We start from the raw sequence: 12,999 nt of genomic DNA, 5'->3' as shown, positions 1-12,999 counted from the left end.
CAAGACCTCCTATTTTTTGGCGAGTGAAGGATGATCAGCCATGATTTTTCTGATACCGTACTTACGGTCAAATGCAATTTGAGCCAAACCTTCTTTCACATTGATGACAACCCCTTCACCAAATGCAATGTGTACCACATGATCCCCTTTTCGTATAGGTCCTCCGCGTTTTTTAGCCGGTCTTATAGATGCTTCATCCGGCATATAATCCGGCATCGGCTGATGCATCTGTGAGGAAAACGGCGTTTCCTCTTCCCGATACCCATAGGAACGAGCTGTTGCCTTCGGCGGCAATCCGACATCCTCTAAGTAATTTTCATCGATCTCACGGACAAATCGGCTGGTGCGCTTTACCCGATCCAGCACAAAGCTGTACCCCTGAGAATCTGATAAATATAAATGCTCGCGAGCACGCGTAAACGCAACGTATGCCAAGCGTCGTTCTTCCTCCAAGGCTTTTTCTCCGCCTTCACTGATGGATTTTTCACTTGGGAAGATACCCTCACACAAGCTGTATACAAATACATGATTAAATTCCAGCCCTTTCGCGGCATGCACCGTCATCAGCTGTACAAATTCACCGGTATTTTCCTGTTCCTTATCCGTGTATAATGAAATCATCTGTAAGTATTCATCCAAAGTACCCTCAGGATTATTCTGTTCAAAAAGATCAATATCATTGATCAGTTCCTTAATATTTTCAATTCTTTCTGTTTCTTTATCCTGTTCCAGAGAAAACAGATAGCCGCTGTCCTGAATTACCTTTTCCAGTAATCTGGATATTGACAGCGCCTCACGCTGGGCACGGCAATCCTCGATCACCCGAACAAATTCGTCAATTGAGGTCTGTGCTTTTCCCCGAGCGATCGGTCCCTCTTTCAAAAAGGCATACAAGGTAGATTGATGAGCTTTTGCGCCTTGTTCGATCAATTCCATCGTCTTGGCACCGATGCCGCGTTTTGGGGCATTGATGACGCGTTTTACAGCTAAATCCTGAGCCGGATTATCATCCAGCAGCAGCCGCAGATAGCTTAACGAATCCTTAATTTCCGCGCGGTCATAGAACCGAATGCCGCCATAGATGCGATAGGGAATCTGAGCATCCAAAAGAGTTCGCTCCAACGAGCGGGACAAATAGTTGCTTCGATACAGTACCGCAATATCTCGGTAGCTGATGCCCGAAACATGAAGTGCCCGAATTCTGGCACTGACCCAAACCGGTTCATTTTGTTCATCGATTGCGGAAAAATGAATGATCTTTCCGGTATCATCCTTGCGGGTAAACAAATCTTTATCGATCCGATTTTTATTGTTTTTAATCAGCGAGTTCGCACCCGCCAGAATGGATGGAGTAGAACGATAGTTCTCATTCAGCACAATGGTTTTACAATCCGGAAAATCCCGTTCAAAGTTCATGATGATATCCACCTGTGCACCCCGCCATGTATATATCGTCTGATCCGGATCACCGACTACGCAAAGCCAGCTGTGATCACCAACCAGATAACGGATAATCGCATACTGCAGCTCATCAACATCCTGAAACTCATCTACATGGATAAACTGAAAACGACGCTGCCATTTACGTCTTACTTCTTCATTATCTTTCAAAAGCTGATAAGTAAACAACAACAGATCATCAAAATCCAAGGCATACATCGCTTTCAGCCGCCGCTGATAATATGCATATACCTCAGCCTTTATCTGTTCTCCCCGCCAATCTTTGGCAAAATCCTTTGCCTGATCGGGATCGACCAAATGAGTCTTATTCTGACTGATGTAGCCGAGCACACTGTTGAAGCTATAGGTTTTCACATCGACATCGAGTTCCCGATATGCTTCTCGAAGGATCGCCTTTTGATCATCGCTGCCTACGATCGTAAAATTGCGCGGATATGCTAATTCATAAATATCCTCACGAAGCAGACGTACGCAAAATGAGTGAATCGTTGAAATCTGGATGCCGGCTGATGCATCCCCCAAAATAGCTCGCACCCGCTCTTTCATCTCATTGGCTGCCTTGTTGGTAAAGGTTATCGCCAGGATGCGGTGCGCATAAACTCCGCACGATTCCAGAAGATAAGCGATTCTGGTCGTTATGACACGTGTTTTTCCGCTCCCTGCACCTGCAATGATGCGTACGTGACTGTCTATGGTGGTGACAGCCTCTCGTTGTTGTTCATTTAAAGTAGATAATAACGACACCAAATCACCTCCGCCTTATTATACTATACTTTCAAGTGAATTGCTTCCGTAATCCTAAGCAGCAGTAAAAAATATTTGTGAATATTTTGAGAATCACATAATTCTTTTTAAAATTTTTTATCGTTTTTATGAAGCATCTATACTATAATAAGGATACTTGTGAGGTAACGGTATGAAAAAAGAAAGTAACAAGGCGCGGTCCAAAGGCATACAGCTGGATTTCCTGCTGTCCCTGATGTTTTTGATCTTTGGCATCGCACTCCTATATTCGGGATTCACCTGGAAAGTGATCCCTTCGGCATGGATGATCGTGATTGCGATTGTCTATATATTGCTGTTTCTGATTTTAACCATTGCGATCTTTGTGAGACAGCCGGTATGGGCAAGACTGCTGCGCCGCATCTTTGTCCTCATCTTGTGTGCGGTGGTCGGTATCGGCTGCATCTACATACAAAAAGCCAAGGAAGCAATTAATAAAATCTCTGCCCCGGCGACTACCGAAGAACAGGTACTCATTTTAGTGGCAAAGAGTGCTAAAATGAAAACGGATGCGGATTTAAGAGACAAGACGGTCGGCATTCAAAACGGAACAGATAAAACAAACGGCGTCTATGCCAAGAAGCAGTTAAACAAAGCTGCCTCCGGAATCGAATTTGAAGAAGACAGTGACTATACCGCCCTGCTTCAGAAGCTGATGGACGGAGGACTGGATGCGGTCGCTATCTCAAACAGCCGTTATCGCGCCGCTGCTGACAGCATACCCGATCTGAAAGCAAAGACAAAAACGCTGACTACTTATACATATAAACGGAAAAATATCGCAGGTTCATCCAAAGATATTAATAATGAAGTCTTTACCTTCTATGTTACCGGCATCGATGAAGTAGGTGACCCGAACCTGGATCTTCACAGCGACGTCAATATCCTGATGATCGTCGAGCCAAAAGCGCAAAACATCACGATGGTATCCATTCCCCGGGATGGATATATTCCCAACTATGAAGCCGATAATGCCAATGACAAGCTGACGCATACAGGCATGTACAGTCTTAACGATGTCTTAAAAAGCGCAGAAAATCTATTGGGCTTTTCAATCGATTATTATGTTAAAATCAGTTTTAGTTCGGTCATCAGTATTGTGAACAAGCTGGGCGGCATCACTGTCAATGTTCCGATATCTTTTTGCGAACAGGATGAAAACCGCAGTTTTGAACAAGATGATCTGATCTGCTTAAATGCCGGCGAACAAAAACTGAACGGCAAACAGGCGCTGGCCTTTGCCCGCCATCGGCACAGCTACGTCAACCAGGATTTAGGAAGAAACCAAGCGCAGCAGCAGGTTATGAAAGGCATGATGAAAAAAGCAATGTCGCTTTCCGGCATTTCCAAGTTGGATGACCTTTTAGATACCGTATCCAAATATGCATCTACCAATTTATCCAGTGATCAGATTTCAAATTTTGCCTCCGCACAGCTGGAAGGCAAGAAAAATTGGACGATCCGCAGTATTTATCTGGATAAGGGGGCATTCGATACCCGCATGACTGCCAGCATCGCCGATTGGCCGCAGGATGTATATCTGTTTAATAAAACCGAGATCAATCAGGTGCGTGATGCATACAAGGGTGCAGAAAATCGCGGTAAGATGAAAGCTTTCAACTTTGATTTGCAGGATCTTTATGCAAACACACCGAAATCCTCTATGGATTCCAATATTGTCTGGTCTGATCAGGCACAAAACCCGCATTAGCGGGTTTTTTTGTGTTATGGATGGAAAATAAACAGGAAATCTTTTCGTTCTCTTTGTAACGATGTTCCATCCAATCATCGGTTATTCATGTTCCTCATATTTCACCTGATTCTACCTAAAAGCAGTCCATAAGCTGACAAATAGGTATTTGCTTGAATTTGTTAAAATATGTGAAATAATTAATTATTCTTCTGTAATCAATAGATATTAGGTTATAATATATACTTGAGGTGATTATATGAAAGAAAAACACCCTGTTAAAAAGATTATTAGAAAATATATCTGGGATTTCCTATTGACCCTGATTCTGCTTGGATTCATGGGATTCTTCTACTTTCGGTTATATACATTCGCGATCCTGCCGACGAAATGGATGCTTGTATTATTGCTGATATTCGTCTTAATTTGGGCAATTTTGATGCTGTTAAATTTTATCCGCATCAAAAAATGGATCATGTGGTGTAAGCGTGTTTTTATTGTGATTTTATGCGGTCTGCTCGCTTATACCGGTTTTCTGATCGGCAAAGCCGAACAGACTACAAAAAAGGTGACCACAGCCGAGCTTTATTCACGCATTAGTATTGCGGTGATCACAAAGAATGATGCTTCCATCTCAAAGATCAGTGATTTGAGTAATTCAAAAATTGCGCTTCAAACCGGCAACGATAAAGCTGTCAGTACTTTTGCGAAGAAAAAACTGAAAGCAGAAAAAACCTTAAGCGGGGCAGAGTATACCTCCTATGAGGATTACAGCTCGATGATGACTGCATTGCTGAACGGGGAAGCCGATGCGATTATCATGCCCGAAAATAAATATACCCAATACATCGAGGATAATGAAGTCTATACAAATGGCACGAAAATTATCAAACGGTATGTGATGAAACAGAAAAATCAGGTATCCACGAGTAAAAAAGATATTCGTTATGAAACCTTCACAGTCTACTTGACCGGTATTGATGATGTAGGATCCCCTGACCAGAATACCCGCAGTGATGTCAATATGCTGCTGGTCGTATCACCGCAGTCCAATCATATTGAAATGATATCCATTCCCCGTGATTCCTTTGTGCCGAATCCAGCCCTTGGAAATGTGAATGACAAATTGACGCATACCGGAAATGACGGACCGGAAAATACCGTAGAGGCAATGGAACAGGTCCTTGGCATCGATATCGATTTCTATGTGAAAATGAGCTTCACTTCGGTCATTGATATCATCGATGCAATCGGCGGTATTGAGGTCGATGTTCCGATCTCATTCTGTGAGCAGGATGAAAACCGCAGCTTTGAAGCAAAAGATTTAATTTGTTTAAATCCCGGAAAACAAAAGCTGAATGGTAAACAGGCTTTGGCCTTAGCACGCCATCGTCATTCTTATACCGATATCCAGCGTACCGAGGCACAACAAAAAGTAATTGAGGGTGTTGTCAATAAGCTGATTTCGATTGCCAGCGTTTCTAATGCCAATAAGCTGCTTGATATATTACCGAATCTGATCAAGACAAATATGCCGATGGATCAGATTACGAATTTTATTTCTTATCAATTGGATCACCTGAAGAAATGGTCATTTGATTCCATTACCTTGTCAAATGGTTCAGATGGTATGCTGATGACAGCAAGCTATGGTGCTCAGCCACTCTACGTCTATCTGTTAAATTATGATGATATTCAGAAAGTGCTTGATAAATATGCGGAGCTGAACAGTTCCATGAACTTTAAAAAGTTTGGTTTTGATTTACAGAATCTGAATAAGAATCGCTTAACGCCGCCAAAAGGAATTACCTGGGCCGGCAGTGATACCTCCGCTTATGCCGATAATACACCGGCAGAACCGGAAACACCAACAACGCAGCCTACGACGCCAAGTGAAGAACCTTCAAATCCAGAAACCCCGAATAACGGTGATCAAAATACACCGACTGATCCGGGCAGCGGCAATACACCTGAGAATCCAGATGATGGATCTGATACACCCCCTGATAACAACGGCAGTGATGTCGGAAATAATTCCGGTACCAACTAAATAAAAAAAGGAGATTTCACATTCAATCTCCTTTTTTAATGCTTATCAGAATCCGATAAATCGCGCACCTGAATATGTCTTAAATCACGCAAATAGTCCAGAATAATCTCTTTTGTGGCCGATTCACGATAGTGGATATTCAGCTTCAAATAATCGTTTTCTCGTTCGGCAATTACCAGCATCCCTTCATAACCTTCCCCATTCTCATAAATGCCGGTAAGTGTTATATCTCCACTGAGAATTCGGAAGTCCGGATGCTCGATCACTTCCGGCTTCGAAACCGCTTGTGCCCGCAGCATCCAATTCCATGGCTCATCACTGTTTCGGTAAGGGCCGTTTAAAATCAATTCCTCCTGGCTCATAATAAACCGTTCACAAAATCCCGAAGCTGGGATCAGCCAGTCTTGAAAGGGATACTGTACGATCTCTTTGCGATATCCGATTCCCCTGTCATCATCCTTACCTCGCGGAATCCATGCTTCACATCCCAATAAATTACACAGCTGATGATACACAGATGTCGGCAGCTCCATATCAGGATCAAGACGATACGCCGCATCCAAATAGTCGATAATCTGCTGGGCTGCCTTCGTGCTTTCCTCATTCATCATAGTATAGTCATAATAACAGTCTTTCCAAAGCAAGTTTAACGCGCAATTTCGATAAAACTCGGCATCACGTTCTGGTTTATTCCAGATAAAGATGCGCTCTGCAAGTTCTTCAATATGATCATAAGAAAATGCTTCATACGATAGATACCCCATAGGTGTTACCACATGGTTCTGCTTAGATTTCGGGATGTACGCATGCATCCCCCAGGCAATACAAAGATCCTGCGGCTCTTCCCGTTCTTTGATAAATGTCGTTATTTCCTCCAGCCAGCGATGAAAATGATTTTGCTTTAAGTTTTCAAAATCACGTTTTTCATAATATTCGGTTGTGTCATATACCTCAAAAGCCAGTCCGCTGTTCATCAAAATATCATCATACAGATTTGCCACAAACGCATGAAACCCCGGACCGGCCGCATTGGTCTCTGCCTGAATGCTGATAAATTCATTTTCCAGTGAACACTCGATCATACCTTCCGGACATACTTCCATGACCGCACTGTCCTGATATTCTCGATACTGCATATTGTTCTTTTCTGCCAATGCTTTTAAATAATCGAAAAAGGCTTCCTGATCCTGCCCATCCTCCAGTTTTCCTTCTAATGCCAATTCAATTGCCATACCTAACCTCCTTGGTTAAAAAAATGCTGCTTAGCAGCATTTTACGTCATTATTCAGCCGCAATTACGCGCCAGACCCCGTTTTCATCCGGAATGACCTGAAGCGTCATCGTCGTTTTTAACTGTTTCTCTTTTAATTCACCGCTCTTATATGTAAGCTTTAGCTTTACATAATAACCGTCATAGGTCTGATCGTTATAGATCAGCTGAGTTGCTTCCACTTTGGTAACACTGTGTTTTTTCACATAGGGCAGCGAATCCTTACCATATTGATTCACGACCGTTTTGTAGTTTCCATAATAATAAGATACCGCAAACTGCTTGAACTCTTCACGGGAAGCCTCCGGGATAAAGGTAAGTCCCCCGACATCTTCATTGCCAGACTTATTAGACAAAGTAAAGAACTGATAAGCAAAATTAACACCGGCAAGCTCAGCCTTTTTCGCTTCATCACTTCCGTCTAAAGCTTTAGAAAGCTGATTGTATACTTTCTTCATTTCCTCAGTCGGCTTTTTCGGAGTTTCATACACACTATTCTCCACGATCTTTATTTTTTCTTTTGGAGCTTCATCTTTTTCATCTTTGCCGCAGCCGCCTAATGCCAGCAAACTCACAGCGCAAACGATCATGAACTTCTTGGATAATTTCATAAAATCCTCCTGCACAAATAACAGAAACAGTATATCATATTTTTTATTGAATTACGCTTCAATTAAGCTTTTAACATAATTTACGATATTTTCTTCATACTTGCCTCCGCCGCAGCACATTTGATCATTTCCTCCGCCCTTCAGTTGAAATTTATCACAGAGCTTATTAAACAAACCCTTTACATCAAACTCAACATTCTGATTTCGGGCTATGACAATGCGGCTCTCATCAAATATTTTGGCAATGAATACAATTGCTTTTTCGTAATGACCGATTGTATATTGAGCAAGCTGAGTCAGTGATTTTACATCAATATCATCAAATGCATATATGATTACCGGCTCAGTTGTTTCACAAAGCTCTTTGCTCTTACATACATAATATTTTTGTTTCCATATGACCTGATCGCGAGTTAGATTCTTCACCTCGTTCAGCAGCTTATGAATGCCGGTATTAATATACAAATGGGACAAGGCCAGCGTGGAAGATGCCTCATCCAAAACCTCGTAGCGTCGCTGCAGGCAATCCAGCAGCTGATCACCGCAAATATAAAAGATCTTATAACCCTTGGCAGTTTTCTCAAAGCGCAGAATTTTGATCAACTGAATATAACGCAGACTTGGCACATGCATGCATCCGCACAAGTTATAGTCCAGCGTACCGATTCTAACCACGCGCAGATCTTCATGATTCAAACGGTCAGCCGGTGCATACTGGCTTGCCTCAGCTCTTGAGGGATAGCTGATGGTTACCGGAAGATCATCGCGCACCAGCCCGTTGCAGAGAATTTGCAGCTCTGAAAGCTGTTTCTCAGTAAATGTTGAAAAATCAAATTCAATATCGTTTTCTTCATCGCTGACGTGATGAGAAAGCGTATGCACTTTATAGACATTGCTTAACAAAGCGGATATCAAATGCTGTGCAGTATGCACCTGACATTTGCGAAACCGCTCATGTAAATTGATCGACAAACGAACCGGCCCCTCCAGCTTACAGTCCAGAAGATGCCAGACCTTTCCGCCTTCCTCTTTTAAGGCAAGCACTTCATGGTTGTTGATTACACCGATATCACTTGTCATTCCGCCTTTTTCCACAAAGAAGATCGTTTCTTTCAGATGATGCCAGAAATAACCATTTTCAGGAACGACTTCTTCGACCACGGTTGTCAGTTCACTTAAAAAACAGTCATCAATTAAACGATTAATCATAATGTACCTCCTTGCTTATATTGCCATTATTGTAACACAGTTTGGACATGAAAGACTGAAAACTTCTTTCGATACCGTATTCTTTGATCACTATAAAAAGTACTATTCACTATTTTTTATATCTTGATACAAGTTCGTATCATCCGTTCATTATTCTATGAGATAGCTTTATCAAGCAAGTATACAGGAAGCAAGCGATATATGATATAATAGACAAACACGAGGAGGATACATATGAATCAGATAGCCGACCAATGGAAAGATTATGAATGCATCGATGCCGGAAGCGGAGAAAAATTGGAACGATGGAAGGATGTTATTTTGCGCCGTCCTGATCCGGCAGTGCTTTGGCCGATCCGTAAGGAAGATCATGAATGGATTCAGCCGCACGCACACTACCATCGTTCTAATAAAGGCGGCGGAGCGTGGGAATACAAACAGAAGGTAAAAGACAGCTGGGTGATTTCTTATAAACAGCTGCGCTTCAAAGTTTCCCCGACCGGCTTTAAGCATACCGGCCTGTTTCCGGAGCAGGCAGCTAATTGGGACTTCATGATGAAAAAAATTCAGGATTGTGACCATCCGGTTCGCGTACTAAATCTGTTTGCTTATACCGGAGGTGCAACCATGGCTTGTGCCAGTGCCGGAGCTGAGGAAGTCGTTCATGTCGATGCCAGTAAGGGTATGGTGAACTGGGCCAAAGAAAATATGGAACTTTCTCATCTGCAAGATCATAAAATTCGTTTTATTGTTGATGATGTACTGAAATTCGTAGCTAGAGAAAAACGCCGGGGCCGCACTTACCACGCTATCATTATGGATCCGCCTAGCTATGGACGCGGACCGCAGGGGGAAATCTGGAAAATCGAAGAACAGCTGTATCCGCTTATCTTTGCATGTTTGGATATTCTGGATGATGACCCGCTCTTTTTCTTAGTCAATGCATATACAACCGGATTCCCGTTGACCTCACTTTATAATATCCTCAGTGAGAGCGTTCTGCAGAAGCATCCTAAGGGACGCATTGAAACCGGCGAAATCGGTCTGCCAATCAGCCGCAGCAACCTGACGCTGCCCTGCGGTATCTACGGGCGCTGGGTATCCCAATAAAATCTGTTTTGCTTTCTGCGGTTATTTGCATATACCCTTCTCATAATTTCGCACCAATAAGCGTACTCTGATAATACTTCAAAGAATACGCTTTTTTGTTGTATTTCATTCTATTACCCTTCATTTATTCATAGCCCAACGATCCATTCTATTTTCAGAATTTTCACCGCAAGTGTGCAGATTCTTTTTCATGAACCTTAAGGAAGCATCTTTCTCACCTATATCAGTATACCTTTCATATTTTTACCAATCAATCATGATACATAAACAAATTGCTATTCTCATTGATACTAAAAAAGCCTTGCTTTCATAAGCAAAGGCTCTCTTAGTTATTCCATTTCCATAAAGGTTTTGATTTGGTGGATTTTATCTTTTGTATCGGTATAACCGAGGTCAAACCAGCTCTGCAGCTTTTCTCGATCCTGCGTATAACGAGTAATGCCGTAGTCGGCACTTGGACGAAGTACCAGAGCCTTGCCCTGCGCTTCCAGTTCCTGTACGATCCGCCATTGTTTCTGATAATTCAAATGTCTGATTTTCAAATTGTTGCGCACCTCTTTATTTCCCGGGTAAACAATACTTGCGGCTTTTAGCTGCCAGCCTGGAGCCGGTTTGCGCACGTAATTTTCTTCCTTTGTAGAAATAAAAATATGCTTTCCCATTCCCTGACGGATGCTCTGCTCGATTGGAATCATGTCAATCAATCCGGCATCCATATACGTACCGCCGTTAAACTTATAAGGACGGCACAATAAAAACAGCGCACAGGCAGCCTTCACCAATGTCTGTTCCTTAGGATCAAAATAGGATTTATCAAAATATTCGATCTGATTCGTCTTCATATTATATAAGCCTATATCCAGCTTCGTCGCATTTTTCATGAACGCATCATAATCCAACGGTGCATTCTTTTCTATGAACTCACATACAAAATTAATACCGAACAGTCCGCGCTCATGGAGGATTGGAGATAATCCCATATTCTTTTTATTCGATGCGGCATCTACTCCGGTAACCCGCAGACGTTCCCGCTGCTTAGATACAAACGGAAGCAGGTTTTCCGCTCCGGCACTAATGCCCACACAGTAAGGAAAATTGATATTTTCATCGAGGAAACACTGCAGCACACCAGATGTATAAGCTGCCTTGGTTCCTCCCCCTTCACAAATCAAACCGATTTTCTTCGTCATTTTTTTCACCTCAAGACTGATTAATTATACTATTCTTTATTATTTTCGTAAAGTTTTACCTAATGCTTTTCGCTTTATCAATAAATCGTCCAGTTTGCGATTCAACTCAGAATTTTCCTTATCAGCGCTGACTGGTTAGCTTTTAATACACTTGCTTGAACACTTCTAGTGAGACAATGCTGTAAAACAAAGCATAAAATTTTCTAACGATACAGCTTCAATATTTAGCGTCATGTATCACAAAAAAAGGAAGTTTGTATCACGCCAAACTTCCCCGGATATCGTTTCCCATATCCTTTAACAGCATGTTCCTATGATGAATAAAGTATATAAATAAAGAAATGATAAACATGAAAATCGGCAGTAAGTATTTGATTTTATCAAAGCCAATAGCAACATCATGTTTGCGGTGATCATGATCTAGTCAATGAATCATCTTTATCTCTGCCATTCAAAGTTTTCGTTACCCGCTCCGATCTCAAAATGACATTTTGCTATGCCCAGATCGACCTTTGAATAGGATCCGATCCCTGCTTTTGCCTGAACATGATTTCCATGAAGTGAAAAACGGAATTTTTGCTGATTCAGCGCAGTTGGTGCCAGCAGTGCACAGACAACCCCCTGTTGAAACCAATCAGGCTTTTGATCCCAGTTATCTGTAACCTTTTCCTTCGGCTTTGATACATGTGCTTTGCCCTGCTCGGCTCCATACCCGATCGCAATCACGAGATGCAGCTTTTCACCCTCACCGATTTCATAGGCAGATTTCACCCTTTTATAGGTCAACCCGACCCAGCATGTATTCAACCCGAGCTGTTGTGCCCTCAATACGACCTTTTCACCATAATATCCACAATCCTCATCACGGCCCTTTTTACCGATGACCGCAATGTAATTACGCACACCAGAAAATTTCCCATAATGTGCCATGCGCCCACTGAAAGCGATATCCTCATCGAGAATCAACTGCATATGCAGACCGCTTTCGCAATTACATTGATTGATATAGGATTGCAGTTCACTGCACACAGCGCCCTCAATTCGCTGATCTGTATAAGCGCGCACTGAATGACGCATCTTGACGGCTTCCATAATATTCATATTTTCTCCTCCTGTTTACTGATTGTATTTCATGATTGTTTTCTGCTGAATGATCGTTTATTCATGATAGTTTGCCGATCCGGCAGTTTCATCATAATATCCTTTGCATGGTTCAGCATTTGTATCAGATGATCAAACGATTCCATGTCCGCGTCAAAATAATAATAGTTTTTGGTCGCTTCCCTTCGCATTTTGATGATGCCCGCCTTTTTTAAAATTTGAAGATGATGCGATACCGCAGGTCGGGAAAGATTGGTATTTTCAGCGATATCATTGACCCGCAGACCAAAACAACCCTTTGTCTGCATCATTACCAGTATAATATGCTGACGGGTTTCATCTCCGATCGCCGTCAGGATTTTCTGGCAGGCTTTTATCTCCGTGGAAAGACACTCAACATCCTGATCTAAATTCATATGCATCCTCCAATCGTTTAACAATATAAACCATTGTATCACAAGCAACCGCAATCTGCTCAATGGTAAAGAAAATCGAGTCAATCGCTGTTTTTCAAATACAAAAAA

General features: G+C 42.2%; 10 protein-coding genes. 3 read left to right on the top strand and 7 right to left on the bottom strand.

Annotated elements, in window-relative coordinates:
- Positions 1-9 precede the first annotated feature (9 nt).
- Positions 10-2,205, bottom strand: coding sequence for a UvrD-helicase domain-containing protein (locus tag GSF08_RS03710; RefSeq protein ID WP_160624705.1), 2,196 nt, complete (start codon positions 2,203-2,205; stop codon positions 10-12).
- A gap of 172 nt (positions 2,206-2,377) precedes the next feature.
- On the opposite strand from GSF08_RS03710, the gene GSF08_RS03705 reads away from it, so the two are divergent.
- Positions 2,378-3,955 carry an LCP family protein gene (locus GSF08_RS03705; RefSeq protein ID WP_160624469.1) on the top strand — a complete coding sequence of 526 codons (1,578 nt, stop codon included), beginning with the start codon at positions 2,378-2,380 and terminating at the stop codon, positions 3,953-3,955.
- A 238-nt stretch (positions 3,956-4,193) separates the two neighbouring features.
- Positions 4,194-5,984, top strand: a complete 1,791-nt coding sequence (locus tag GSF08_RS03700) for an LCP family protein (protein ID WP_160624468.1) — start codon at positions 4,194-4,196, stop codon at positions 5,982-5,984.
- Positions 5,985-6,019: 35 nt separating this feature from the next.
- On the opposite strand, the gene GSF08_RS03695 is transcribed toward GSF08_RS03700, so the two are convergent.
- From GSF08_RS03695 to GSF08_RS03685, 3 genes are read right to left on the bottom strand one after another with little or no spacing between them, the layout of a single operon-like run.
- Positions 6,020-7,216 carry a hypothetical protein gene (locus GSF08_RS03695; protein ID WP_160624467.1) on the bottom strand — a complete coding sequence of 399 codons (1,197 nt, stop codon included), beginning with the start codon at positions 7,214-7,216 and terminating at the stop codon, positions 6,020-6,022.
- Between the two features lie 49 nt (positions 7,217-7,265).
- Positions 7,266-7,865 (bottom strand): ferrichrome ABC transporter substrate-binding protein, encoded by a 600-nt coding sequence (locus GSF08_RS03690; RefSeq protein ID WP_160624466.1) that lies wholly within the window; start codon positions 7,863-7,865, stop codon positions 7,266-7,268.
- 51 nt (positions 7,866-7,916) lie between these two features.
- Positions 7,917-9,074, bottom strand: coding sequence for an alanyl-tRNA editing protein (locus GSF08_RS03685; RefSeq protein WP_160624465.1), 1,158 nt, complete (start codon positions 9,072-9,074; stop codon positions 7,917-7,919).
- A gap of 234 nt (positions 9,075-9,308) precedes the next feature.
- Between GSF08_RS03685 and GSF08_RS03680 the strand changes: the two genes are divergently transcribed.
- A complete protein-coding gene (locus GSF08_RS03680; RefSeq protein ID WP_160624464.1) occupies positions 9,309-10,184 on the top strand; it encodes a class I SAM-dependent methyltransferase in 876 nt (291 codons plus the stop codon).
- 329 nt (positions 10,185-10,513) lie between these two features.
- Here GSF08_RS03680 and GSF08_RS03675 read toward each other — a convergent pair whose 3' ends face one another.
- The 3 genes from GSF08_RS03675 to GSF08_RS03665 all read right to left on the bottom strand — a co-directional run bounded on the left by GSF08_RS03675 (position 10,514) and on the right by GSF08_RS03665 (position 12,891).
- Complete coding sequence (locus tag GSF08_RS03675) at positions 10,514-11,374, bottom strand: patatin-like phospholipase family protein (RefSeq protein ID WP_160624463.1); 861 nt, start codon at positions 11,372-11,374, stop codon at positions 10,514-10,516.
- A 438-nt stretch (positions 11,375-11,812) separates the two neighbouring features.
- Positions 11,813-12,475 (bottom strand): nitroreductase family protein, encoded by a 663-nt coding sequence (locus GSF08_RS03670; protein ID WP_160624462.1) that lies wholly within the window; start codon positions 12,473-12,475, stop codon positions 11,813-11,815.
- Positions 12,476-12,504: 29 nt separating this feature from the next.
- Positions 12,505-12,891, bottom strand: a complete 387-nt coding sequence (locus GSF08_RS03665) for an ArsR/SmtB family transcription factor (RefSeq protein WP_160624461.1) — start codon at positions 12,889-12,891, stop codon at positions 12,505-12,507.
- Positions 12,892-12,999: the final 108 nt, after the last annotated feature.

Source organism: Copranaerobaculum intestinale (assembly GCF_009831105.1).
Classification (GTDB): Bacteria; Bacillota_I; Bacilli_A; order Erysipelotrichales; family Erysipelotrichaceae; genus Copranaerobaculum; species Copranaerobaculum intestinale.
The sequence above is the reverse complement of the archived record's forward strand: the minus strand, read 5'-3'. Positions and strand labels throughout refer to the sequence as shown.

What these genes read in the sequence shown, in the direction of transcription:
- GSF08_RS03665 (WP_160624461.1), bottom strand. Translation starts at nt 12,891, where the DNA reads ATGAATTTAGATCAGGATGTTGAGTGTCTTTCCACGGAGATAAAAGCC.
- GSF08_RS03700 (WP_160624468.1), top strand. Translation starts at nt 4,194, where the DNA reads ATGAAAGAAAAACACCCTGTTAAAAAGATTATTAGAAAATATATCTGG.
- GSF08_RS03685 (WP_160624465.1), bottom strand. Translation starts at nt 9,074, where the DNA reads ATGATTAATCGTTTAATTGATGACTGTTTTTTAAGTGAACTGACAACC.
- GSF08_RS03680 (WP_160624464.1), top strand. Translation starts at nt 9,309, where the DNA reads ATGAATCAGATAGCCGACCAATGGAAAGATTATGAATGCATCGATGCC.
- GSF08_RS03705 (WP_160624469.1), top strand. Translation starts at nt 2,378, where the DNA reads ATGAAAAAAGAAAGTAACAAGGCGCGGTCCAAAGGCATACAGCTGGAT.
- GSF08_RS03670 (WP_160624462.1), bottom strand. Translation starts at nt 12,475, where the DNA reads ATGAATATTATGGAAGCCGTCAAGATGCGTCATTCAGTGCGCGCTTAT.
- GSF08_RS03695 (WP_160624467.1), bottom strand. Translation starts at nt 7,216, where the DNA reads ATGGCAATTGAATTGGCATTAGAAGGAAAACTGGAGGATGGGCAGGAT.
- GSF08_RS03675 (WP_160624463.1), bottom strand. Translation starts at nt 11,374, where the DNA reads ATGACGAAGAAAATCGGTTTGATTTGTGAAGGGGGAGGAACCAAGGCA.
- GSF08_RS03690 (WP_160624466.1), bottom strand. Translation starts at nt 7,865, where the DNA reads ATGAAATTATCCAAGAAGTTCATGATCGTTTGCGCTGTGAGTTTGCTG.